Genomic DNA, 23,064 nt, shown 5'->3' on the forward strand with positions numbered 1-23,064 from the left:
ATCTGGTGAACGAAGCGGCGCTGCTGGCGGCGCGTCGTTCGAAACGCATCGTCACCAATCAGGAGTTTGAGGACGCGCGCGACAAGATCATGATGGGCGCGGAGCGCCGCACTCTGGTGATGACGGATGAAGAGAAGAAGCTCACCGCTTATCACGAGGGCGGCCATGCGCTCGTCTCCTTGAACATGCCGGGATCGATTCCGATTCACAAGGCGACGATCATTCCGCGCGGCAGAGCGCTCGGCATGGTGCAGGGCCTTCCCGAACGCGACCAGATTTCGCAAAGCTATGAGCAGCTGATTGCGATGCTGGCGATGGCGATGGGCGGCCGCGTCGCCGAAGAACTGATCTTCGGCGCGGCGAAGACGACCTCCGGCGCGGCGTCCGACATTCAGCAGGCGACGCGCATCGCTCGCGCGATGGTCACGCAGCTCGGCTTCTCGGATAAGCTCGGCACGGTTGCCTACGCCGACCCGCAACAGGAGCAGTTCCTCGGCTATTCGCTCGGACGAACGCAGACCTTCTCCGAACAGACGCAGGAGACGATCGACGCCGAAGTGCGCCGTCTGGTGCAGAACGCCTATGACAAGGCCCGGCAGATTCTCATCGACAAGCGCGCCGACCTCGATACGCTCGCCACCGCCCTGCTCGAATTCGAGACGCTGACCGGCGACGAGATCAAGGGCCTGCTCGTCGGCAAGCGGCCGGTGCGCGAGGAGTCGACCCCGACGCCGCCGCCGCGCGGCTCGGCGGTGCCGACGACGGGGCAAAAGCCAGAACCCGACGTCGGCGGCATGGAGCCGCATCCGATCTGAAGCTTGTTCGACTGAGCAGTTCAGGTGTCATTCCCGACGCTCGCGAAGCGAGCGATCGGGAATTAAGAAAAAGAGGCCAGCACTCTTGAAGTGACTCTGTCATTCCCGGTCAGGCCTTCGGCCTGCCGGGAATGACAGACCCCAGCAAAGCGAACAACCGGATTTCAAAGGTTTGGTCGTTCGCCGACATCGTCCGACATTTAGCGTTTCGCCAGCGCGATCAGCTCCTGCACAATTTCGGCCGGACGGTAGAGCGCCGCCTTGTCGCCCATCGTGACGATCGGCCGCTCTATCAGAATGGGGTGCTTCTCGATCGCGGCGAAAATCTCATCTTCCGACAGCGCCGGATTATCGAGGCCCAGTTCCTCATAGGGCGTGCCGCGTTTGCGCAGTATGTCGCGCACGCTCTTCCCCATGCGGCGTAAAATATCCTTCAAACTGGCGCGATTGGGCGGATTTTTGAGATATTCGACGACTTGCGGCGCGTAGCCGGCTTCGCGCAGGGCGGCGAGAACCTTGCGCGAGGTGCCGCAGGCCGGGTTATGGTAGATTCTGACTTCCATGTGGACATCCGTTCGGGCGATATGCGAATCTTCATTAACCCTTAACAAGGCTGGCGAGAACACAGCCTCGGTCAATATGACATCATGATCATAACTGCGCCGGCCTGGCGTTGCGCCGGCTCGGCCAGGGCGCAGCACGCTGAGGAAATTCAATGACCCGCACCTATTTCGGCACCGACGGCATTCGCGGACTGGCCAATGAAAAGATCACGCCGGAGCTCGCGCTCAAAGTCGGTCAGGCGGCTGGCCTCATCTTTCATCGTGGCGAAGGCCGCCATCGCGTCGTCATCGGCAAGGACACTCGGCTTTCGGGCTACATGATCGAATATGCGCTGGTCGCCGGCTTCACCTCGGTCGGCATGGACCCTCTGCTTCTGGGACCGATGCCGACGCCAGCGGTCGCGATGCTCACGCGATCGATGCGCGCCGATGTCGGCGTGATGATTTCCGCGTCGCACAATTCATTCGAGGACAATGGCATCAAGCTCTTTGGACCGGATGGCTACAAGCTCTCTGACGAGATCGAGCACGAAATCGAGCGCCTCATCGACGGCGACATGACGCACAAGCTCGCGGCGCCGAGAGAACTCGGCCGCGCGCGACGCATCGACGACGTGCGCGCGCGCTATATCGAATTCGCCAAGCGCACGCTGCCGCGCAACATGAGCTTCGAGGGCTTGCGCGTCGTCGTCGATTGCGCCAATGGCGCGGCCTACAAAGTGGCGCCCGAGGCGCTGTGGGAGCTTGGCGCCGAAGTCATTTCGATCGGCGTCGAACCCGACGGCTTCAACATCAATCATCGCGTCGGCTCCACCTCGCCGCAGGCGCTGCGCGACAAGGTGCGCGAATTGCGCGCCGACGTCGGCATTGCGCTCGATGGCGACGCCGATCGCGTCATCATGGTCGACGAACAGGGGCGTCTCATCGACGGCGACCAACTGATGGCGGTGGTCGCCGAAAGCTGGCGCGACCAGGGACTGCTGTCGAAGCCAGGCCTCGTCGCGACGATCATGTCCAATCTCGGATTTGAGCGTCATCTGAGCTCGCTCGGACTGACGTTAGAGCGAACCGCGGTCGGCGACCGCTATGTGATCGAGCGCATGCGCCAAGCGGGCTACAATATCGGCGGCGAACAATCGGGCCATGTCATCCTGTCCGACTTTTCCACGACCGGCGACGGGCTGGTGACGGCGATGCAGGCGCTCGCTGTGGTGAAGCGCCAGAATCGTCCAGTGAGCGAAGTCTGCCACCGTTTCGAGCCGCTGCCGCAAGTGTTGCAGAATGTGCGCGCGCAGCGCGGCGAATTGGAACGCGCCGCCGTCGCCTCCGCAATCGACGATGCGCGGGCGCGGCTCGGCGGCGCCGGCAGACTCATCGTTCGGCCATCGGGCACTGAACCCGTTATCCGCGTCATGGGCGAAGGCGACGACCGCGAACTTGTCGAAACGCTCGTCGCTCAAATCTGCAGCGTGCTGAAGGAATCCGCCGAGGCGGCCTGACGCGAAATTGTTCCGGACGCGTTGGACGCTGCGCGCGCACGCCGCCGTGCTCGATAGCGGCAGTTGGTCAAGATCGATGGTTAAGCGACAGGGTTAACGCATCGTTAATCCATCCCGCCCATCTTGCCATCGTCGGCTCTGCGTCATCGAAACGCGACAAGGCGCCCGAGCCAAGGGGACCGATCATGGGCCGCACCATCACGCTGGCGCTGTCAGCCGTCATCGTCGCCAGCGCACTTACAGCCCGCGCCGACGGACTGCCGCCGCCACCGCCTCTCGATGTCAGCGGCTGGTATCTTCGCGGCAATATCGACGACGACGCGCAGCAATCGCCCGAAGGACGGACCTATCTCCAGCCGAACAGTCTCGCTGTTCTGCCGACCGGCCCAACTGGTTCGGCGCGCTTTTCGATGACCGAGACGCGGTAAAGGTCAAAATCCAACGGTTCGGTCTCCGAGCGAAGACGATGTTGAAGTCGGCTTAGCGAGAAATGCGGAAAGCGCCGCTGGATCAAGCCAGCGGCGCTGATGCATAGCTCCGCCTACGGCAGGGCGATACGGCTAACGTTGAGCGACAGCGACTGGCCGCAGCTGCTGCGCTGAAGAGAGATACCAGAGCACTGCGGCGACCAGCAGTAGCGCCGGCACATCTCCTACTAAATGACTTATCTCCTGTCGGTCATAGACGGCCTGGATGGACATAATGCCGGCGTGCACGATGCTTGACCAGATCGTGAACGAGATAAGGCTGCGATTTTCCGACGGGTTGCGCGCGGCAGCGATGAGGAAGGCGCCGAGAACCGCGTAAATCCCGCAAATCATCTGCAAATAGTATTGACCGTGGCCGCTGTGCCATTGCCATCCTGAAGGCCAAATCAGGCTGAGCGGGTAGATTGCGAAGAAGACCGCGCCAATTGTCATAAGCGCGATCTTGAGAAGCTTTTCTCGCTTAGCGTCGTCCATCCCTAACCTCCTGTCCGCAGACGAGCCATTGGCTGAATAGCCCGCCCGTCGCCCAATTGAGTAGGCTGGTGTTTAACTAGGGTTGGCGCAGCGATGAATGATCGTCCGTCCGTGTATCATGGCTGTTCGTCCAAATCTGCGGAGTGGCGGCGATGGTGGACCCGCTTGGTGAAGCGCTTCGTTCAATTCGCCTTACTGGCGGCATTTTCCTTGACAGCCAATTCACGGCTCCGTGGTGTGTGTACACCAAGGTCTGCGGCGAGGATTGCAAGCCATTCCTTGCAGCGCCCAAGCAAATCATCGCCTATCACTTTGTCGTCGCCGGCACGCTGCTAATTAGCGTCGAAGATGACGCCGCCATAGAGGCGCATGGTGGCGAGATCGTCCTATTGCCCCGCAACGATGCTCACACCTTGGCAAGCGGTCCAGGCCTTGAGCCCAAGAACGCCCGTGAGCTTATTCAGCCATCCGTCGACGGCGGGCTGGCGCAGGTTCGCCATGGCGGAGGCGGCGAAGTCGTTCACTTGGTGTGCGGCTTTCTCGCGCATGACCAACTCTACAACCCGTTGATTGCCGCCCTGCCAAGGATTCTCAAGATCGATATTCGCAAAGGGACGTCGCGTGACTGGATAGAGGCGTCGGTGCGATTTGCCGCCAGCGAGCTGATCACAGCAGGGCGCGCCTCATCGAGCGTTCTGCTGCGACTTTCCGAACTGCTCTTCATCGAAGCGGTGCGCAACTATTCTCAAACGCTTGGAGACCAGGAAGGTGGATGGCTGAAGGGATTTGCCGATCCACACGTCGGGCGAGCCTTGGCGCTCATCCATAGCCGCGTCGGCAATCCCTGGTCAGTGGAGTCTCTCGCAAGGGAAGTCGGGCTCTCTCGCAGCGCGTTCATAGACCGCTTCTCGACGCTGGTCGGCATGCCGCCTATCCGATATCTCACCATGTGGCGGCTTCAAACCGCAAAGTTGAATCTCTTCGAGACGAATATGGCGATCGGCCAGCTGGCAAGTTCGGTAGGCTACGAGTCGGAGGAAGCATTCAGCCGCGCATTCAAACGGGAATTCGGCCTGTCTCCCGCAAGGTGGAGAGAACAACAGGCGCTGAATTGATTTGTCGGCGGAGCGAATGACAAGGCGGCCCAACGGTCATCGCGCGTTCAAGCCAGCTAAACTTCGACCCACAATTCCTTGCCAGAAACACGCGCCTTCCGAACGGCGCTTAAGTCCTTTCGTCTCCCCGCCTCGCGCCCGCCGCTCAGCGCCTCTCGCCCCGCGCCCTGGATTGAGCCATATCTCTCATCCATGTCCGACCTGACCGAAACCGGGGGAGAGGCTCCTCAGACCAATGCGCCGGAGATCACCGTCTCCGAACTCGCCAATGCGCTGAAACGTACGATCGAGGATCGCTTTGGGCGGGTGCGGGTGCGCGGCGAAATCTCCAACTATCGGGGTCCGCACGCCTCGGGCCACGCCTATTTCTCGCTCAAGGACCAGAACGCGCGCCTCGACGCAGTGATCTGGAAGTCGACCTTCGCGCGCCTGCGCACCAGGCCGCAGGAAGGGCTGGAAGTCGTCGCGACCGGCCGCATCACCACCTTCCCCGGAAAATCCTCCTATCAGATCATCATCGAGTCGCTAGAGCCCGCTGGTCTCGGCGCGCTGATGGCGCTGCTCGACGCCCGCCGCAAGGCGCTCGCCGCCGAAGGCCTGTTCGACGAAGCGCGCAAACGCCCCCTGCCCTTCCTGCCAAGCGTCATCGGCGTCGTCACCTCGCCGACCGGCGCCGTCATCCGTGACATTCTGCATCGTCTCAACGACCGCTTCCCGCGGCGCGTGCTGCTGTGGCCTGTGCGCGTGCAGGGCGAGAGTTGCGCCGAGGAGGTCGCCGCCGGCATTCGCGGCTTCAACGCGCTTCCTGTCGGCGGGGAGATCCCGCGTCCGGATGTGATGATCGTCGCGCGCGGCGGCGGTTCGCTCGAGGATTTGTGGGGCTTCAATGAGGAAATCGTCGTGCGCGCGGCCGCGGAAAGCGCCATTCCGCTGATTTCGGCGATTGGCCATGAGACCGACACAACGCTCCTCGATTTCGTCGCCGATTTGCGCGCGCCGACTCCGACCGGCGCCGCCGAGAAGGCGGTTCCCGTCCGCGTCGAGCTTTTCGAACATCTCGCCATTCGCGCCAGCCGGCTGGAAGGCGCGCGCCGCCGCGCCATGGAACAGCGCCGCGCCAATTTGTCGACTTTCGCGCGGCTGCTCCCAGCGGGCGACGCCCTGCTCGCCAGTCCGCGCCAGCGCCTCGACCGCACGGCGGAGCGGCTGGGCGCCGGCGTTCGCGCCACTGGAGACCAGCGCAGGCTGCGTCTCGCGCGCGCCGCCACGCTGCTCGCCCGCCACTCGCCGCAGACGGAACTGGCTCGGGCGAGAGAGCGGCTGCGGGGCCTTGGCGCGCGGCTGCGGCAAGGCTATCGCGCCCGCGCGGTTCTGGCGCGCCAGGAAAACGCCGCCGCCAGACAGCGTCTTGCCGGCGCCGCGCAGCGGCTGACCCGCGCCATCGCCGGCCTCATCGGCCAAAGCCAGGATAGACTCGACAGGCTCGCCCGGCTGCAGGACTCGCTCAGCCATCGCTCAGCGCTGGCGCGCGGCTTTGCGCTGGTGCGCGACGAGAGCGGCGCGCTGGTGCGAAGCGTGGCGCAGGCGCCGCCGGGAACTGGCCTCGATATCGAAATCGCCGACGGCAGGATCGCGGCGCGGGCCGGCGTCGCAACGCCCGACCCGCCGGCTCCCCCACGGCCGCGCCGGCGCATGAGAAGGCCCGGCGGCGACAATCAGGGGTCGCTGTTCTGACCTATTCGAACTTCATCTGCCAGGCGACGATGCTGCGCTGCATGGGCGCCCGCGGCAGATAGCAGAAGACATTGGTGGAGATCGGCGCTTCGGCGCAGTGATAGTGCTCCTGGCTCCAGTCGTAGCCGAGCGTATCCATGCAGGCGACGATCTTGCTGTGCACGACCTTGGGGTTGGAGCGGCGCTCGGTCGGGAAATCCCGCTCCGCCTGAAATTCGCAATCGGTGACGTCGAGCTTCTGGCCTTCGAAATAGCGCCCGCTGGCGCCGCTCGTGACGAACATCGCCTCGGTGGCCAAAATGAAGAGCAGGCCGACCGCCAGCGCGACCTTGCCCTGCGCCTTGGTCTTGAAAAAGTGGAGATCGAGTAGCGACAGCAATCCGACCGCCAACAGGCCGCCGCCAAGAAGCAGCGTCAACGGCGAAAGGAAAGGCGCGATGCCTTCATTCATGTCACGCTCCTGATTGCGCCGCCGCCGCGCGCATTTTGTTGACTGATAGTAAGAGCGAGACTGTTTCCGACGCAACTGGCCGAAATTCCCGCGAGGCGCGCCGCGACCAAACCGTCAAATTCGTGCCAAAACAGAGCATTAAGCTTCTGTTAACCAATTAACCCTCTATTAACGAAGCGACCAAATTGCTCAAATGCAACAGGTCCGGGATAGGTGCGATCAAGGTTGACGGAACCTTCGCTTAACCCTGCCAGACTAGGACTATCGACGGTCGATGGTCGTAACAGGAGTTCCTAATGCTGCTTTCGCAACGCGCCTGCGGGGCCAAATTCGTCGTGGCTTTGACGGCGGCGCTGGCGCTTTCGGCCTGCGCCAAGAACACGGCGGACGAGGCCGCGGGCGATCTAGCGGGCGGCCGCTACGCCGGCGGACGCGGGGCAGCGAGCCCGGGCAGCCAGCAGGATTTCGTGGTCAATGTCGGCGACCGCATTTTCTTCGAGACCGACTCGACCGATCTGACCCCGACCGCGCAGGCGACGCTCGACAAGCAGGCGGAATGGCTCAACCGCTATGGGCGCTACAGCTTCACCATGGAAGGCCATGCCGACGAGCGCGGCACCCGAGAATACAATTTCGCGCTTGGCGCCCGTCGCGCCGAAGTGGCCAAAAATTATCTCATCTCGCGCGGCGTCCCCGGGGGACGCATCCGCACGGTCAGCTACGGCAAGGAGCGCCCGGTCGCCGTCTGCGACGACATTTCCTGCTGGTCGCAGAATCGGCGCGTCGTGACGGTGCTGTCCGGCGGCAATTCCTAAAATTTGGGCGCGACGCGGCGCTTGCGTCCGGGGCGCCGTTGCGGCATTGAAGGCGCGCGCCATTAGAGCGTCCGCAGGAGTGTAGCTCAACTGGTAGAGCACCGGTCTCCAAAACCGGGGGTTGGGGGTTCGAGCCCCTCCACTCCTGCCATTAAATCAAAAATTTATAGAAATTGATCTTCCCAGCAGACGGCGTTGGGAAGAACATCGGAAGATTAGAAACGCCCCTGCTCCCGACTGTGGATAACGTCGGCGTCAGTGCGGCGTCGGCTCTCGGTCGCTCTCTTCGCGCCCGGCCATCTCAGCTTCGATCAGCTGCAGGAACTCGAGGACCAGGCGCGCATCGGCGCCATGCCTCGGAATCATGCCTCGGCGCTATGCCTTGGCGCGCCAGGATTGTGCAAGTTGGAACGAAGTTCATGCCAAACTCGTTGAACCTAGATCGGGACCGGTAAACTTATCTGGGGTTGCCGATAGGGGGAGCTGAAAATGGTAGACGCGCCCGTCGATAGGGCAGAGCAAAATGAGCTTTTTGCGGAGATTGCAGGACGCGCGTTATGCGAGCCGGAATTTCGGGAAGCATTGCTCAAGGACCCGGAAACCATATTGGGACAAGCCGGCTTGCACGCGAATTGGCGCAAGCGACTGGTCGAGGCGCTTTCCGCGCCGAACATTGAGTCGTTGACGGTGGCCGATCTTTTCGGCGCGTGAATATTTGGCGTGGATGCGCTAAAGGCGCTGGGCTTTAGCGCCCCGACGCAATTGTCGCGGGGCCGCTATCTGTCCTTGCCTCACGAGCAAATGGCGCCCTTCATGGCCGCGCTTCACCAGCGCGACGCCATCGCCTCCCGGCTGTGCGAATTCCTGATCCTGACAAATGCGCGTTTATTAGAGCATTTTCCGTCGAAGTGGACGCCGGTTCGGCGTAGAAAATGCGTCAATTCAAGAAACTAGAGCGCGTTCATCGATCGATGATGCATGAACGCGCTCGAGCGCGCATCATTCGCCTCTCGATAAAGCCCTCGGCGACGGCGTTAGGCCGGCCGCTGGCCGATATGGCGCCTGGGCGGCAGGCGGCGCTCCTGCCACGCCATCGCATTCGATGCCGGGGGATGCGCCGCCGGGGGAAGCGCCGCCAGAACGGATCGTCTGGCGGATCGCTTGCGCGACCGACCGGCTTCAGGTCTTAATTCGGCAGGTCGGGATGGGAGGACGCATCGATGATCCCCTGGGAGATTGAGGCGCGCGAATTCGTCAATTGCAATTGCGGCTACGCCTGCCCCTGTCAGTTCAACGATCTGCCGACTCACGGCCGCTGTGAGGCCGCCGGCGCCATCGCGATCGACAAGGGCCATTTCGGCGATGTCTCACTCGATGGCGCTCGTATCGCGTTCGTGTTCTGGTGGCCGGGCGCGGTGCATGAGGGCAACGGCAAATGTCTGCCGATCGTCGATGAAAGCGCGAGCGACGATCAGCGCAACGCTTTGCTGACAGTGATGTCCGGCGGCGAGACCGATCCCTTCGCCACCATGTTCAATGTTTTCGCGTCGACGGTGGAGACCGTTTATGATCCGGTCTTCACCAAGATCGACTTCGACGTCGACATCGAAGAGCGTAAAGGCCGGATCAACGTCGAGGGCTATTTCGAAACGATTGGCGAACCGATCCGCAATCCGGTGACTGGCGATCCGCACCGGGTGCGCATCGACCTGCCGCATGGCTTCGAATATTCGATCGCGGAGATCGGCAGCGCGTCCTCGAATGTGCGCGGTCCGATACCGCTCACATTGAAGAACAGCTACGGCCAGTTCGCGCGTCTTCACCTCAACAATCACGGTCCGGTCCGCAACTGATTGGCGGAAGCTGCGGTGGAAACGACGGCCTTTGAAGCTCTTCTCCGGCGTGACCGGATGATCGTCATCGGCGGTCTGATCATCATCTCCGCGCTCTCTTGGTTCTATGTCATGACCGGCGCCGGCACGGGCATGAGCATGCGCGCCATGACCCGCATCGCGATCTCGCCCGGCGCGTTCTCTGACGATGCGGCGATGCCGCAGCAATGGACCGGCGTCTATTGGGCGATCATGCTCGCGATGTGGTGGGTGATGATGATCGCCATGATGGCGCCGAGCGCCGCGCCGATGATTCTGCTTTACGCGCGCGTCACGCGCCACGAGCAAAAGAGCGGCCGGCTCGCGGCGGGCGTCGTGCCGACGGCAGGCTTCGCCGCCGGCTATCTGATCGCCTGGCTGGTCTTCTCGGTTCTCGCTGCCGTCCTGCAGTTTTTGCTCGAACAGGCGGGCCTCGTTCACTCGATGCTGATGTGGTCGCTGAATTCCTGGCTATCGGCGGGCATGCTTTTCGCGGCGGGGCTCTATCAGCTCACGCCGTATAAAGAGACCTGCCTCAGACATTGCCGCTCGCCGGCCCATTTTCTCTCCGCGCATTGGCGTCCCGGCCAATTTGGCGCGATCCGGATGGGCGTCGAGCATGGCGCCTATTGCGTCGGCTGCTGCTGGGCGCTGATGGCGCTGCTGTTCGTCGGCGGCATCATGAATCTGCTTTGGATCGCCGGCCTGTCGGTCCTGGTGCTTTTGGAGAAGATTGTGCCGCGAGGCGAATGGATCGCGCGTGTGGCGGGCCTCGCCTGTATCGCTGCGGCCCTTTCGCTTGCTGGCCGCGCGGTCGGAATTGCCTGAACACGCCTGGAGGATGGCTGGGAAAGAGATGAAGCTGAAGCACGGCGACGCGCTTATCATTGTGGATTTGCAGCGCGACTTCTGCGCCGGCGGCGCGCTGGAAGTCAAAGACGCCGACAACATCGTCCCTGTGATCAACGGACTGATCGCGGAAGCGATCTCCGCAGGCATTCCCATCGTCGCGTCGCGCGACTGGCACCCGCCGGGCCATGCAAGCTTTCGCGAAGCCGGAGGTCCATGGCCGGCGCACTGCGTTCAGGGCGGCGCGGGCGCTGAGTTTCATCCCGATCTGCGCCTGCCCGAGCGCGCGATCGTCGTCAGCAAAGGAGAAGCGCCCGAACGCGACCAGCTTTCCGACTTCGACGCCACTGGGTTGGCCGATCGCTTGCGCCGTCTCGGCGTGCGTCGAGTCCTGATCGTCGGATTGGCGCTCGATGTTTGCGTGCTTGAAACGGCGCTGGATGCGGCGTTGGAAGGTTTTGAAACGCATGTCTGGCTTGCCGCCGCCCGAGCCCTTACGGCGGAGGGCGCGAGAATCGCCGTCGAAAAAATGCGCAAGGCGAATGTCGTCATCGAAGAGGACTGAAGCGTCAACTCATCGAACGCGAGCCTGGAGGCTCGCCATAGCGTCGCCTAGATTTGCTTGCGCGACGAGGCCATGGCTATGGTCTTGATCAGCGCTCAGGCGTCTTCGCCATGAGGCAATCGCAGCAAAGGAAGCGGTCCGTGTCCAGTAGCGCGCTTTTTACGGACCTCTATGAATTGGCGATGCTGCGCGCCTATTTCGAATTGGGGATGGAGGCGCAGGCGACGTTCAGTCTCTTCGTGCGCAAGCTGCCGCCGCAGCGCAATTTTCTGATCGCCGCCGGCTTGAACGAACTTCTCGAAACAATCGAAAATTTGCGCTTTGAGCCGCAGCAGATCGACTATCTCGCGTCGCTCGAAATTTCGACAAAGCCTTTCCTCGACTGGCTCGCCGGTTTTCGCTTCTCCGGCGACATTGACGCGATGCCCGAAGGCGCGCCGTTTTTCGAGAACGAACCGATCATGGAAGTGGTTGCGCCGATCGCCGAAGCGCAGCTCATCGAAACGCTGGTCCTCAATCAGATCGGGCTGCAAACCATGCTGGCCTCGAAAGCGGCGCGCGTCGTCGACGCCGCGCGCGGCCGCAGCGTCGTCGATTTCGGCGCAAGACGGGCGCAAGGCATAGACGCCGCAATGAACGGCGCGCGCGCCTTCTATATCGGCGGCGTGGAGTCGACGTCGAACGTCGCCGCCGGCGAGCGCTATGGACTGCCTGTCGCCGGCACCATGGCGCATAGTTTCGTCGAGGCCTGCGCGTCGGAGATGGACGCCTTTCGATCGTTCAGCGAAGTCTTTCCCGATACGACGCTGCTCATCGACACCTATGACGCGATCGAAGGCGTCAAGAAGGTCGTCGCGCTGGCGAAGGAGCGCGGGACGGATTTCAACATCCGCGCGGTGCGTCTCGACTCCGGCGATCTCGACATGCTGTCGCGCGAAGCGCGCCGGATTCTCGATGAGGCCGGCTTGAGCGACGTCCAGATCGTCGCGAGCGGCGGCCTCGACGAAACGCGCATCGACGCGCTCACCTCTCGCGGCGCGCCGATCGATATATTCGGCGTCGGCACGGATATGGCCGTGTCGAGCGACGCGCCCGCTCTCGACATCGCCTATAAGCTGACCGAATACGCCGGCGAGGGACGAATGAAACTCTCGGCAGGCAAGCGGTCGCTCCCCGGCCGCAAGCAGGTCTTTCGCGAATATCGAGACGGCGTCGCGGTCAGGGACGTCATCGCCCGGCATGGCGAAACCCTGCCCGGCGTTCTATTGCTGGAGCCGTTCATGCGTTCGGGGCGCCGAATCGCGACGCAATCCAGCGACCTCCAACACATACGCGACTATGCGAAAGCGCAGCTCGCCGCTCTGCCGCCGCATCTGCGAATGCTTCGACCGCAGGAGCCGCGCTATGAGGTGGCGATCAGCGACGCCCTCGCCCTCTATGAGCGGGAGATTCGCGAGCGATTGATCGACTAGATCGCCCTAGTTTTGGTCGGAATCGTTCTAATGCAGCGCGACCAAACTCTTAAAACCGACGATCTAACGCCGATCCTTTCCGTCAATGAATTCCGACGTGAACCGTTTGAGCGCGATTCTGAGATCCTCGGCGTATCCGGTCGCTCCCAACGACTGAAACCTATCGATGTCGGCAAGCATCAGTTCTCTGACCGGCGCCTCTCCGCGATGCAGATTGACCAGATAACCGGACAGAAGCCGCCCGTGTCGCGCTCTGGCCGTCTTCCCGTCGCTCATGGCCAAGCCGATTTTCATAGCAATTCCCAATGTTAGCGGCGCCGAGCGGCGTGAATCGCCAAATGCCGGCGATCTCCCCAAGCAAGAATTGCGCTCACCTCTGTCCAGCGAGCATCGTTGCGTGGCCAAATCCGAAAAAGGCGTCGATCATTGAGGGAAGGTCCTTCTCGCGCGGCGTCGCTTCCCGAGGCTTCCCCAGGCGCTTGGGCGCGCCGCAACACAGCTTCATGCCCAAATCCGGATAGCTGCGGGCAAAAATGCGCTCATTGGCGAGCTTGACGACGCCGGAATGGCGGGCGTCCTTGCGGATCCGCAAATAGAGCGGCGTCAGCGCCTCCTGAGGCCCCTCGAGAACCTGCAGAAAATTGAGGCCGTTGTAGTGAAGCGCGCCGCTGATTTGCATCCGCCGGTTGCGCTCGGCGGCCTCCTCGACCATCGCTTCGATGGCGAAAAAATTCAATTCAATACTGACGTTACTGAAATAAACGAGTCGATGCATCGCTGTCTCCGTAAATCTGCTTCAGACGAAGCTTGGCGTTCGGTCTGGCATCGCCTAGCTTTACCTCGGCAGCCCGAGTCATTGATAAGCTAATACTCAAGCTCATGCAATTATTGAACTAGCATGATATATATCAAGACTCCGCTCCACTGTCACAGATTCATGTTGGAACAAATGTATAATAATTGAATATTAACATCACTTTTTAGTCGCAGAGGGGGCGTCGGCACGGCCGCGTCCCCTCTCGATTTATGGGCAGGCAACTTCGGGAGAGTAAAATGATCGCGCTCGACGCCACCTTCGTTTCGACGTCGCTGAAGACCTATCAGGACCATGCGCTCCGCCTGATGGAATTCGGCCTGATCAACACGCGTTCGGCGCTGCAATTCGCCCAAGACGTCTGGACGGCGAAATCGCCGGAAGACTTCGCCCAGGCCATGGTCGACTACGGGCGCCGCCAGTTCGAGTGCTGGACCGAGGAGCTGGACGAATTGTCAGCGGCGACCGGTGAAAAGCAGAACGAAGAGGACGAGCACGCCGGACTTGGGGATTAGCGCGCCTCGCGCAGCGCGCATGAACGCGATGACGGCGCTCGCCGCCGGCGGAGCGGCGCATTGTAGCCGCGCATTTGCAGTTCCGGCGGCTGCGGGCTAACTCACGGTCGACGCCGCGCCGAATCCGTATGAGCCGTTCGCTTGACGCGCCATTTCCGGCGGGCGACGACATCGCCGCAGTCGAATCGGCATGGCGTCGCGACTGAACGGAACCAGCTTCTGCCGGCATGACCAAGCGCGCTCCCGCCCTCTCCGACTTCAAGCGCATCGTCGTCAAGGTCGGCTCCTCGCTCATCGTCGATCCCGACAAAGCGTCGGCGAAACGCGCCTGGCTGAAGCGCCTTGCCGATGACGTCGCGGGCCTGCATCGCGCTGGCGCCGACGTGCTCGTCGTCTCGTCCGGCGCCGTCGCGCTCGGGCGGAGCGTGTTGGGCTTTTCGCGCGGCGCGCTGAAGCTCGAAGACAGCCAAGCGGCGGCGGCCGTCGGCCAGATCGCGCTCGCCAGGCTCTGGGCTGAGATTCTGCACGATCGCGGCCTCGTCGCCGGGCAGGTGCTGGTCACGCTCGGCGACACCGAGGAGCGCCGCCGCTATCTTTACGCGCGCGAATGCCTGACGCGGCTCCTCGCGCTACGCGCCGTGCCGGTGATCAATGAGAACGACACGGTGGCGACGGCGGAAATCCGCTATGGCGACAACGACCGCCTCGCCGCCCGCGTCGCGACGATGGCGAGCGCCGATTTGCTGATCCTGCTTTCCGACGTCGACGGGCTCTACAGCGCCCCGCCCGATTCAAATCCCGACGCGAGACACATCGCGATCGTGCCGCGCGTCACCGCCGAGATCGAAGCCATGGCCGGCGGCGCCGCCTCGCAATATTCGCGCGGCGGCATGCGCACCAAGATCGAGGCGGCGAAAATCGCCACGAGCGGCGGCGCCCATTTGGTGATCGCCGACGGCCGTGAGGAAGCGCCGATTTCGCGCATCGCCGCCGGCGGGCGCTGCAGCTGGTTCCTCACGCCGTCCAATCCGGTGACGGCGCGCAAGAAATGGATCGCGGGCTCCTTGGAGCCCAAGGGCGCCGTCCATATCGACGACGGCGCGGCGACGGCGCTGCGCTCGGGCCGAAGCCTGCTGCCGGCCGGCGTGACGCGGATCGAAGGCGGTTTCGCGCGCGGCGACTGCATTTTGATCCGCAACGCCAAGGGCGGTGAAATCGGACGCGGGCTCGTGACCTATGACGCGTCGGACGCGGCGAAGATCATCGGCCGCTCGACCAAGGACATCGAGTCGCTCCTCGGTTTCAAAGGCCCTGACGAAATCATCCACCGCGACGATATGGCGCTGAACGGGGAGTGAGGCTCGGGCCGGCGCGACGCAACCGATCAAACGTTGTCACGCCCGGTCTTTGCGGGATGAACAATAGTAAAATCAAAAGCTTATTCTATGCCAATATTGCGCATCAGCGCTGATTGCCGCAGCGCATGAGGCGCGACTCCATCGGCCCGCGAGATATTTGCCGAATCCGCTCTGAAGCCTATGCTGGACATGCTCCGAACGCCACCGGGGCCAACAGCATGGGAGGTATGCCTATGGAACGTCGTGAATTCATTTCAACGCTCGGCGCCGCCGCCACTGTTCTTACGGCTTCGTCCGCCTTCGCCGAAGACGCCGCCACACACGCCAATCACTCGCACCCGCCGAAATATAAGGCGCTCGCCGAGGCCGCATCCAAATGCGTCTTGGACGGCAACAACAATCTGCGGCACTGCTATGGCATGGTGTCGATGAATGACACGAGCATGGCGGAGTGCATCAAGCTTACCCATGACACGATCGCCGCCTGCTCGGCTTTGGAAAGTCTGGCGGCGGTCAATTCGCCCTCGACCCCAGCCATGGCGAAGGTCGTCGAGGCGATCTGCCTCGCTTGCAAGAAAGAATGCGACAAGTTCCCGCAATATTCGGAATGCGTCGCGATGGGCGCGTCTTGTAAAACTTGCGCGGAAGAATGCCATAAGATTACGGCCTAACCGCTTCGCTCATACGAAATCGGTTTGAAGGGCTCGGCTGTCATTCCCGACGCGCGCGACCGGGAATCCAGGGCTAGACCAGCATTCTTGGATCGATTCTGGATTCCCGGTCAGGCCTTCGACCTGCCGGGAATGACACGGTCCAAGCAATCGGATCTACCGGAATCCGTATCACTGCGGCGGCGCGATTCCTACGCGCCGCCGTCTTCACTGGGAGCGATCGAGCGCATTGAGCGAGGCGGGATGGTCCTGACCCGCACTATCTCGCCTTGCGCAGCGTTTCGAGAAGAAGCTCGGCGGTCGGGCCTGACGAGCCGGGATTCTGGCCGGTGATCAGCCGGCCATCGACGACGGTGTGAACGCCCCAATTCTTAACCTTCGAGAATATGGCGCCGCAATTCATCAATTCGTCCTCGACAAGGAAGGGCACGACCTTCGTCAAGCCGACCGCTTCTTCCTCGCCATTGGTGAAGCCGGTCACGGTTTTCCCCTTCACGAGCGGCGCGCCGTCCGGATTTTTGACGTGTCGCAGTCCGCCAGGAGCGTGGCACACCAACGCGATGGGCTTGCCGGCGGCGATGAATGATTCAAGCAGCTTGATCGAATGCTCATCCTCGGCGAGGTCCCACATCGGGCCATGACCGCCGGGATAAAAGACGCTGTCATAGTCTTCCTGCTTGACGCTATCGAGGCGCAGCGTCGCGTCGAGTTGAGCGTTGGCGCCGGCGTCCTTCTCGAACCGGCGGGTGATATCGGTCTGAAAGCTCGGCTCGTTGCTTTTCGGATCGAGCGGCGGGCGGCCGCCCTTCGGCGATGCGAGGCTAATTTGAGCGCCGGCGTCCTGGAAAACATAGTAAGGCGCCGCCAGCTCCTCGAGCCAAAAGCCGGTCTTGCGTCCCGTGTCGCCGAGTTGGTCGTGTGACGTGAGAACCATCAGGATTTTCATGATGACACTCTCGATCTTGAACAGGAGACGACCTTAAGCCGGCCGTCAGAAGCAGAAAAGGATGTAGGCGCCCGATCCCTCGGCGTGAAGCAGAGCCCATCGGGGATGGTAGCGCCATAATAACGGAATGCGCGCAACGGCGACATGATGCGCGAGGGAAGCGGCGAGAACTATTGGCAAGTCTTCTGTGGCGCGGCCTTCAGCAAAAAGTCGCGGTTCTCCGGGTCGTTCGGGCTGAGATAGAGGAACGGCCCGACATCCGACCCCGTCTGTGGCAGTTCGAGCGTCTCCGTCACCAAGACATGCGCGCCGTCGGAGCGCGGCGCGATGCGGAAGCGACCTGATTGCGCGCCTTCGATCCGGCAATCTCGAACGCCCCGGGTCTTCGTTTTGCAAAGGCTCGTCTCGGCGGCGGAATCCGAGCCGTTGCAGACAAGGCCGTCCGCCTGCGCCCAGCAGACGCCAAGCGAGTCGAAACTCTTTTTCCCCTTTTCCGCCCAGACCTGAAAATGCGCGTCGGCGATGGGCGGCTTGTCGCCGCCCTCCGACGGCGACACCGAGGTTGGCGCGATCTTCACTCGCACATGCCGCACGATCTGGCGGCGATGCGCGCCAAGATGCGCTTCGTCGTAGATGCGTTCGTAGCAGCCGTCGAGCGGCGTTCCGGCGCTCGCCTGCGTAACGGCGAGCAAGATCGCCGCGCCCACGCGCCACAGTCTCCCGGTCATGGTCGCTCTCATCCTCCCCCGGATTGTCATGCGCGCGCCAACTCCACAACTCTAGATCACGCTGCACCCATATGGACTCGCCTGAACGCAGATAACGTGATCGATTCTATTGATTTGGAGCGCGCTTTACGCGAAAAACCGGTTCCCACTTTTTCGCAGCGCGCTCTAGCAATGATTTAGAGCGCACTCTACGCGAATAATCGGTTCCCGCTTTTTCGCTCCGCGCTCTAGCGTCGCGGGAGCAATCGTCGCGTCACAAAAGCTTCGCCTCTCCGTGATCTTCAATCGGATGGATCGACGCGGAGCGAATCGCACATGTGGACGGTTAACGCGGATTTCGGTCAGACGATCTTCGCCCTCGTCAGTTTTCCACAACCTGCTTCGAGACAGCCGAGACAGATGAAAAAAGCGCTCAGCGACACGCTCGGCCGTTTGGGCTCGCTCGAAGTGCGGCTGGCGCGCGGCAAGCGGGAAGTGCGCAAGGCGCAGCGTCTCCGCTATCAGGTCTTCTACAAGGAAGGCGGCGCCATTCCCGACGCGCGCACCGCCTTCACTCGCCGCGACGCCGACCGGTTCGACAAATTCTGCGATCATCTCATCGTCATCGATCATGCGGCGCAGACCCGACTCGGCAAGATCAGGCCGAAAATCGTCGGCGCCTATCGGCTGATGCGCGACGATATGGCGGCGAAAGCCGGCGGCTTCTATTCCGAAGGCGAATATGACGTGGCGCCGCTCCTCGCGCGCCACGCCGGCAAGCGCGCGCTGGAGCTCGGACGCTCCTGCGTGCTCGCGCCCTATCGCAGCAAACGCACGATCGAGCTTTTATGGCGCGGGCTTCTCGCCTATGTGCGGGCGCATGACATCGACGTGATGTTCGGCTGCGCCAGCCTGCACGGCGCCAATCCGCTCGCTCATGCGCAGGCGTTGAGCTATCTGGCGCATTATGCGCCGGCGGAAGACGAATGGCGCGTCAGCGCAAGAGAAGAGCTGCACACGCCGATGCGAATGCTGGCGCATGACGCCTTCGATCCGCGCAAGGCGCGCGACGCGCTGTCGCCGCTCATCAAGGGCTATTTGCGCGTCGGCGCGCGTTTCGGCGAAGGCGCGGTCGTCGACCGCAAATTCAACACGACCGACGTTTTCGTGGTGATGCCCGTCGCCGAAATCGACGCGCGCTATCTCGAATTTTTCGGCGGCGCCGCCCACCGCCGCGCGGCTTAAGCCCCGCCTGAAAGCGCTCTCGCCACAGCGGCGCTTCTCATTCGAGACGCGCCCGGCAGCCGCTCATAACCTATCGCGATTTTCCCATTTGATCGCCCCTTGAAGGCCGGCGGCGTCGCTCCCTTTAACTTCAAGAGCACGGCCGCGCGCCAAGCGCCGCACAGGAGCACCGCGATGGAAGGGAATAACGTTCCTACCCCCGAAGAACGACATGAACTGCGCGAAGTCGTCGGCGTGTTCGACGCCATCGACAAGCTGCAGTCGGCGATCGACGATCTTCTCACCGGCGGATTCGACCGTTCGGAGATCAGCCTCCTCGCCGAGGAAGACAAAGTGCGCCAGAAGCTTGGCGACAAGGAGATGAGCGCCGACGAACTCGAAGACAGCCCTCGGGTGCCCCGCGCTCCCTACATCGACAGCGAATCTCTCAACATCGGCAAGGCCTCGATCGTCGGCGTCCTGTTTTACGTCGGCGTGATCGTCGGCGCAGGGATCGCCTTCGCCTTCGGCCTGTCCCTTACGAGCGCCATCGCCATTGGCCTCTTGACCGGCGGCGCCGCCGGTTTTTTGGGCCTCGCGATTTCGAAGCTCGTCGCCGACCGTCAAGCCAATTGGGCCAAGTCGCAATTGAAGCACGGCGGGCTGCTGCTTTGGGCGCGCGCCTGGAATGACGAGCGTGAGCGCGCGGCGATCGACATCATGCAGCGTCATGGCGGACGCGACGTGCATGCGCATTTGGGAGCGTAAGCGCTGCCTTAGATTGCCAAGCTAAAAGTTCAAGCCTAGCATTAGGTTGGGACGACCGCGGGCGGCGGGCGACCTTCAGCCTCGCGTTGCGCCATGCGTGCGTTAGCGGTTTTTGTCGTATGTTGCATCACGGCCTCCGCGACGGAGCCGGTCTGCGCCGGCGCTTGGCTCCTACCGCCAGGCAAGGGACAGGCGATCCTCACCACCACCTTCGCCGATGCGCGCAAGGCTTACGACGCGAAGGGGCGCCTGATCGAGACGCCCGCCTATGGAAAATTCGAGACCCGCATCTATGTCGAGCATGGCGTCCTCGACTGGCTGACCGTCGTCGCTGAAGGCGGCTATATGAAATTTAGCGGCGAAGCCGGGGCATTCGACCATCTCAATTTGCTGATCGACGAAGCCAAGGCCGGACTGCCGTTGTCGCCCCAGGCGCCGCCAGGTGTGCGCTATGACGGACTGGGGCTGGGCGCGATTGGCGCCCGGACGCGGCTTTTCACCTGGAATGATTGCATCGTCTCGCTGCAGGCCGGCGTGCGGGCGGCCCCGCCGGCGGCGCGGCGGTTCCTCGACATGCGCGACGCCGTCCAGGGCGATGTGCGGCTGCTCGTCGGCAGGCCGTTCGAACTGTTCGGGCTTCCCGGCTTCTTCGATGCGCAGCTCGGCTATCGATCGCACGGGCAGAACGGCGACGAAATCCGCGCCGACTTCACGCTCGGCCTGCGCCCCCTGCCCCCGATCCTGCTGCTCGCGCAAAGCTACGCCGGCTTCGCGCCGCGGGGCGGCCCCGCCGGCGTCGTCGCCGCGCAGAAATTTCAGCTGAGCGCGGTCTATGACATGACCGCGTCGCTCTCCTTGCAACTCGGCGCAATCGCTGCGATTGGCGGGGTGAATTCGCCCGCCGAACGCGGACTGATCAGCGCGTTATGGTGGCGGTATTAGTCGGAAACCGATTCGACTTTGACTTGGGTGACGCCGGCCGATCTGAAGCCGAGGCTGTCGGCGGCCGCGACGGAGACGTCGATGACCCGGCCGCGGGTGAAGGGACCGCGATCATTCACCGTGACGACGACCGAACGATTGTTGCGCAGATTGGTCACGCGCACGCGCGATCCGAAAGGCAACGTCCGGTGCGCGGCCGTAAGCGCGCCGACCCGCACGCCGCTCGCCGTCCGGCCCTTGAGCGCATAATAGGACGCCTTGCCGACCCACTCCGTCGCCTCCGCGGAGGTCGGCGCCAATGCGCTTGCTATGCCGAGGGTGAAAATTCCGATCACGAATTTGTTCAAACGCGCCTCTCCTCGCCAACTCGGCTGACTGCGGGGTTAGAAATCGGTCGTGACGAAACAAGGACGGCGCGTACGCTCAAAGAATGACGGTCTATCTGGCGGCGTCGAATGCTCTGAGCGCGGAATCGGCGTCGCTCTCAAAAGCCGTTATTTTAGAAGAGCTTTCGCCCAAAGATGAGATTGTCGCTCAGCCGCTGTGTCCCAAGCGCAACACGATCGAATAATTTGTTGAGGCATAGGCGTTTCAGCGTCCTTATCTCCGGCGCGCCCTGGCTTGAACCGAAGAAGCCCCGCGCAATTTACCCGCTTGGCCAGTTGCGGCGGACAATTTAGCGCGGCCAGTCGCGCATATCGGCTCGCCTGCGCAATTTCGAACGACGAGGAGGCTGGACATGTCAAAATCAATCAAAATGGCGGTCGCGACGGGCGGTCTGCTCATCGGCTTGATGGCCCAATCGGGCGTCGCACGGGCGCAGCCATGGGATGGGTGGCGCGGCTTCGGCTGGGGCGGCGGCGCCTCGCCCGGCTTCGGCTGGGGCGGCGGCGGCCAGCGTGGCGCCATCCTACCCGGCGTTCACTGGGCCGGCCGTTGGGGCGGTCGTGCCGGCCCGGGCCGGCCGGCGGGCTGGGGCCAGCCGTGGGGCTGGAGCTATTACCGCACTGACCTGCCCGCCTATTCCGGATCCGGCTGGGGCGGCGGTTCGCCCTATTACGGCGCCGCTGGTTATGACGGCTGCTATCAGCTCCGCCGCGCGTGGACTCGATGGGGCTGGCGACGGATTTGGGCGAACGTTTGCTGGAGCGGCTGGGGGTGGGGCGGCGGAACCTGGTAATCTCCTGGCGGTTGCGGCGACGCTGATAATGACTAGATTGCGGGCTTCGTCACTCGCGAGGCCACGTTCATGCCGCAGCACGCGCGCGTCATCATCATCGGCTCCGGCCCGGCCGGCTATACGGCGGCAATCTACGCCGCTCGCGCGCTGCTCGAGCCGATGCTCATCGCAGGCTTCGATCAGGGCGGCCAGCTCATGATCACCACCGAGGTGGAAAATTACCCCGGCTTCGCCGAGCCGATCCAAGGGCCCTGGCTCATGGAGCAGATGCGCCTCCAGGCCGAACATGTCGGGACCAAGCTCGTCTCCGACCATATCGTCGAGGCGCGGCTCGACGAGCGGCCGTTCAGGCTCACCGGCGACAGCGGCAAGACCTTCACCTGCGACTCGCTGATCATCGCCACCGGCGCCAAGGCGAAATGGCTCGGCCTGCCGAGCGAAGAGAAGTTCAAGGGCTTCGGCGTCTCCGCCTGCGCGACCTGCGACGGCTTCTTCTTTCGCGGCAAGAAAGTGCTGGTCGTCGGCGGCGGCAACACCGCGGTCGAGGAGGCGCTGTATCTTTCCAATCTCGCGTCGCATGTGACGATCGTCCACCGCCGCGACGAATTCCGCAGCGAACGCGTGTTGGTGAAGCGTCTGCTCGCGCAGAAAAATATCTCGATTCTCTTCAATCACGTCGTCGATGAAATCGTCGGCGGCGACAATCCGCCGAGCGTCACCGGGGCGCGGCTCAAGAACGTCGCCACCGGCGCGACGCATGAACTCGCCGTCGACGGCGTCTTCGTCGCCATTGGCCATTCGCCGGCTTCCGAACTGTTCCGAGGCCAGCTGACGATCAAGCCCTCCGGCTATATCGACGTCGAGCCGGGAACGACGCGGACCAGCATGCCCGGCGTCTTTGCCGCCGGCGACGTCGCCGACGAAATCTACCGTCAGGCGGTCACCGCGGCGGGGCTCGGCTGCATGGCGGCGCTGGAAGTGGAGAAATTCCTGCTCGACGCGCCGAGCGCGGCGGAGAAGGAAATCGCCTGAGATATTTCACCCTCCCCTTGATGGGGAGGGTCGCGCCGAAGGCGCGGGGTGGGGTGACGGCCCACGCGCGCTCGACACAATATGCGGCGCGCTGTACGAGCGTCGCTTGAAAGCTCTGCTTTCACCCCACCCCCGACAGCTTCGCAGACCGACCCTCCCCCACAAGGGGAGGGTGAAGACGCCAACCCGCAGCAAG

The 23,064-nt window shown here is 62.8% G+C and carries 26 protein-coding genes, 1 tRNA gene and 1 pseudogene; 21 read left to right on the forward strand and 7 right to left on the reverse strand.

Features of this window, described 5'->3' with window-relative positions:
• Positions 1-815, forward strand: a pseudogene (locus AB7I51_RS12120) (ATP-dependent zinc metalloprotease FtsH); the annotation flags it as partial.
• Positions 816-1,015: 200 nt separating this feature from the next.
• Here the strand turns inward: AB7I51_RS12120 and arsC are convergent.
• Positions 1,016-1,378 carry an arsenate reductase (glutaredoxin) gene (gene arsC, locus AB7I51_RS12125; protein WP_428403860.1) on the reverse strand — a complete coding sequence of 121 codons (363 nt, stop codon included), beginning with the start codon at positions 1,376-1,378 and terminating at the stop codon, positions 1,016-1,018.
• Between the two features lie 152 nt (positions 1,379-1,530).
• Here arsC and glmM point away from each other — a divergent pair, with 152 nt between their 5' ends.
• Positions 1,531-2,877 (forward strand): phosphoglucosamine mutase, encoded by a 1,347-nt coding sequence (gene glmM, locus AB7I51_RS12130; RefSeq protein ID WP_428403861.1) that lies wholly within the window; start codon positions 1,531-1,533, stop codon positions 2,875-2,877.
• 185 nt (positions 2,878-3,062) lie between these two features.
• On the forward strand, positions 3,063-3,305 hold the full coding sequence (locus AB7I51_RS12135) for a hypothetical protein (protein ID WP_428403862.1): 243 nt from the start codon (positions 3,063-3,065) through the stop codon (positions 3,303-3,305).
• 132 nt (positions 3,306-3,437) lie between these two features.
• On the opposite strand, the gene AB7I51_RS12140 is transcribed toward AB7I51_RS12135, so the two are convergent.
• Positions 3,438-3,839 carry a DUF6632 domain-containing protein gene (locus AB7I51_RS12140; RefSeq protein WP_428403863.1) on the reverse strand — a complete coding sequence of 134 codons (402 nt, stop codon included), beginning with the start codon at positions 3,837-3,839 and terminating at the stop codon, positions 3,438-3,440.
• Positions 3,840-3,991: 152 nt separating this feature from the next.
• On the opposite strand from AB7I51_RS12140, the gene AB7I51_RS12145 reads away from it, so the two are divergent.
• Together AB7I51_RS12145 and xseA are read left to right on the forward strand one after the other, a co-directional pair.
• Positions 3,992-4,954, forward strand: coding sequence for an AraC family transcriptional regulator (locus tag AB7I51_RS12145; protein ID WP_428403864.1), 963 nt, complete (start codon positions 3,992-3,994; stop codon positions 4,952-4,954).
• A 192-nt stretch (positions 4,955-5,146) separates the two neighbouring features.
• The gene (xseA, locus tag AB7I51_RS12150; protein WP_428403865.1) at positions 5,147-6,688 is read left to right on the forward strand and encodes an exodeoxyribonuclease VII large subunit; all 1,542 of its coding nucleotides are present in this window, start codon (positions 5,147-5,149) and stop codon (positions 6,686-6,688) included.
• Position 6,689: 1 nt separating this feature from the next.
• On the opposite strand, the gene AB7I51_RS12155 is transcribed toward xseA, so the two are convergent.
• Entirely contained in the window at positions 6,690-7,139 is a 450-nt protein-coding gene (locus AB7I51_RS12155) for a hypothetical protein (protein ID WP_428403866.1), read from the reverse strand.
• 296 nt (positions 7,140-7,435) lie between these two features.
• Between AB7I51_RS12155 and pal the strand changes: the two genes are divergently transcribed.
• From pal to AB7I51_RS12195, 8 genes are all read left to right on the forward strand, one after another.
• Positions 7,436-7,954 (forward strand): peptidoglycan-associated lipoprotein Pal, encoded by a 519-nt coding sequence (gene pal / locus AB7I51_RS12160; RefSeq protein WP_428403867.1) that lies wholly within the window; start codon positions 7,436-7,438, stop codon positions 7,952-7,954.
• 75 nt (positions 7,955-8,029) lie between these two features.
• Positions 8,030-8,105, forward strand: a tRNA-Trp gene (locus tag AB7I51_RS12165).
• A gap of 338 nt (positions 8,106-8,443) precedes the next feature.
• Positions 8,444-8,665: a hypothetical protein gene (locus AB7I51_RS12170; protein WP_428403868.1), complete on the forward strand. Its 222-nt coding sequence runs from the start codon at positions 8,444-8,446 to the stop codon at positions 8,663-8,665.
• Between the two features lie 509 nt (positions 8,666-9,174).
• Complete coding sequence (locus AB7I51_RS12175; RefSeq protein ID WP_428403869.1) at positions 9,175-9,807, forward strand: DUF1326 domain-containing protein; 633 nt, start codon at positions 9,175-9,177, stop codon at positions 9,805-9,807.
• 15 nt (positions 9,808-9,822) lie between these two features.
• Positions 9,823-10,653 carry a DUF2182 domain-containing protein gene (locus AB7I51_RS12180; RefSeq protein ID WP_428403870.1) on the forward strand — a complete coding sequence of 277 codons (831 nt, stop codon included), beginning with the start codon at positions 9,823-9,825 and terminating at the stop codon, positions 10,651-10,653.
• A 28-nt stretch (positions 10,654-10,681) separates the two neighbouring features.
• The gene (locus AB7I51_RS12185) at positions 10,682-11,239 is read left to right on the forward strand and encodes an isochorismatase family protein (RefSeq protein ID WP_428403871.1); all 558 of its coding nucleotides are present in this window, start codon (positions 10,682-10,684) and stop codon (positions 11,237-11,239) included.
• A gap of 110 nt (positions 11,240-11,349) precedes the next feature.
• Complete coding sequence (locus AB7I51_RS12190) at positions 11,350-12,711, forward strand: nicotinate phosphoribosyltransferase (protein ID WP_428403872.1); 1,362 nt, start codon at positions 11,350-11,352, stop codon at positions 12,709-12,711.
• 30 nt (positions 12,712-12,741) lie between these two features.
• Positions 12,742-13,023 (forward strand): hypothetical protein, encoded by a 282-nt coding sequence (locus tag AB7I51_RS12195; protein ID WP_428403873.1) that lies wholly within the window; start codon positions 12,742-12,744, stop codon positions 13,021-13,023.
• 58 nt (positions 13,024-13,081) lie between these two features.
• On the opposite strand, the gene AB7I51_RS12200 is transcribed toward AB7I51_RS12195, so the two are convergent.
• Entirely contained in the window at positions 13,082-13,486 is a 405-nt protein-coding gene (locus AB7I51_RS12200) for a BLUF domain-containing protein (RefSeq protein WP_428403874.1), read from the reverse strand.
• 278 nt (positions 13,487-13,764) lie between these two features.
• Here AB7I51_RS12200 and AB7I51_RS12205 point away from each other — a divergent pair, with 278 nt between their 5' ends.
• The 3 genes from AB7I51_RS12205 (at position 13,765) to AB7I51_RS12215 (ending at position 16,069) form a co-directional block, all read left to right on the forward strand.
• Positions 13,765-14,040: a phasin family protein gene (locus AB7I51_RS12205; RefSeq protein WP_428403875.1), complete on the forward strand. Its 276-nt coding sequence runs from the start codon at positions 13,765-13,767 to the stop codon at positions 14,038-14,040.
• Positions 14,041-14,267: 227 nt separating this feature from the next.
• A complete protein-coding gene (gene proB, locus AB7I51_RS12210; RefSeq protein WP_428403876.1) occupies positions 14,268-15,398 on the forward strand; it encodes a glutamate 5-kinase in 1,131 nt (376 codons plus the stop codon).
• 233 nt (positions 15,399-15,631) lie between these two features.
• Positions 15,632-16,069: a four-helix bundle copper-binding protein gene (locus AB7I51_RS12215; RefSeq protein WP_428403877.1), complete on the forward strand. Its 438-nt coding sequence runs from the start codon at positions 15,632-15,634 to the stop codon at positions 16,067-16,069.
• A gap of 259 nt (positions 16,070-16,328) precedes the next feature.
• On the opposite strand, the gene AB7I51_RS12220 is transcribed toward AB7I51_RS12215, so the two are convergent.
• Positions 16,329-17,015, reverse strand: coding sequence for a type 1 glutamine amidotransferase domain-containing protein (locus AB7I51_RS12220; RefSeq protein WP_428403878.1), 687 nt, complete (start codon positions 17,013-17,015; stop codon positions 16,329-16,331).
• A 170-nt stretch (positions 17,016-17,185) separates the two neighbouring features.
• Positions 17,186-17,743: a hypothetical protein gene (locus AB7I51_RS12225; RefSeq protein WP_428406243.1), complete on the reverse strand. Its 558-nt coding sequence runs from the start codon at positions 17,741-17,743 to the stop codon at positions 17,186-17,188.
• A 315-nt stretch (positions 17,744-18,058) separates the two neighbouring features.
• Here AB7I51_RS12225 and AB7I51_RS12230 point away from each other — a divergent pair, with 315 nt between their 5' ends.
• The 3 genes from AB7I51_RS12230 to AB7I51_RS12240 all read left to right on the forward strand — a co-directional run bounded on the left by AB7I51_RS12230 (position 18,059) and on the right by AB7I51_RS12240 (position 20,656).
• A complete protein-coding gene (locus AB7I51_RS12230; RefSeq protein WP_428403880.1) occupies positions 18,059-18,967 on the forward strand; it encodes a GNAT family N-acetyltransferase in 909 nt (302 codons plus the stop codon).
• A gap of 174 nt (positions 18,968-19,141) precedes the next feature.
• The gene (locus tag AB7I51_RS12235; protein WP_428403881.1) at positions 19,142-19,714 is read left to right on the forward strand and encodes a hypothetical protein; all 573 of its coding nucleotides are present in this window, start codon (positions 19,142-19,144) and stop codon (positions 19,712-19,714) included.
• A gap of 93 nt (positions 19,715-19,807) precedes the next feature.
• Positions 19,808-20,656 carry a hypothetical protein gene (locus AB7I51_RS12240; RefSeq protein ID WP_428403882.1) on the forward strand — a complete coding sequence of 283 codons (849 nt, stop codon included), beginning with the start codon at positions 19,808-19,810 and terminating at the stop codon, positions 20,654-20,656.
• Here the strand turns inward: AB7I51_RS12240 and AB7I51_RS12245 are convergent.
• Positions 20,653-21,003 (reverse strand): septal ring lytic transglycosylase RlpA family protein, encoded by a 351-nt coding sequence (locus AB7I51_RS12245; RefSeq protein ID WP_428403883.1) that lies wholly within the window; start codon positions 21,001-21,003, stop codon positions 20,653-20,655. The genes AB7I51_RS12240 and AB7I51_RS12245 overlap by 4 nt on opposite strands.
• 392 nt (positions 21,004-21,395) lie before the next feature.
• On the opposite strand from AB7I51_RS12245, the gene AB7I51_RS12250 reads away from it, so the two are divergent.
• Together AB7I51_RS12250 and trxB are read left to right on the forward strand one after the other, a co-directional pair.
• Positions 21,396-21,836, forward strand: a complete 441-nt coding sequence (locus AB7I51_RS12250; RefSeq protein ID WP_428403884.1) for a hypothetical protein — start codon at positions 21,396-21,398, stop codon at positions 21,834-21,836.
• 69 nt (positions 21,837-21,905) lie between these two features.
• Positions 21,906-22,868, forward strand: coding sequence for a thioredoxin-disulfide reductase (gene trxB / locus AB7I51_RS12255; RefSeq protein ID WP_428403885.1), 963 nt, complete (start codon positions 21,906-21,908; stop codon positions 22,866-22,868).
• The last annotated feature ends 196 nt before the right edge of the window (positions 22,869-23,064 follow it).

This window comes from Methylocystis sp. (assembly GCF_050246715.1).
Lineage (GTDB): Bacteria > Pseudomonadota > Alphaproteobacteria > Rhizobiales > Beijerinckiaceae > Methylocystis.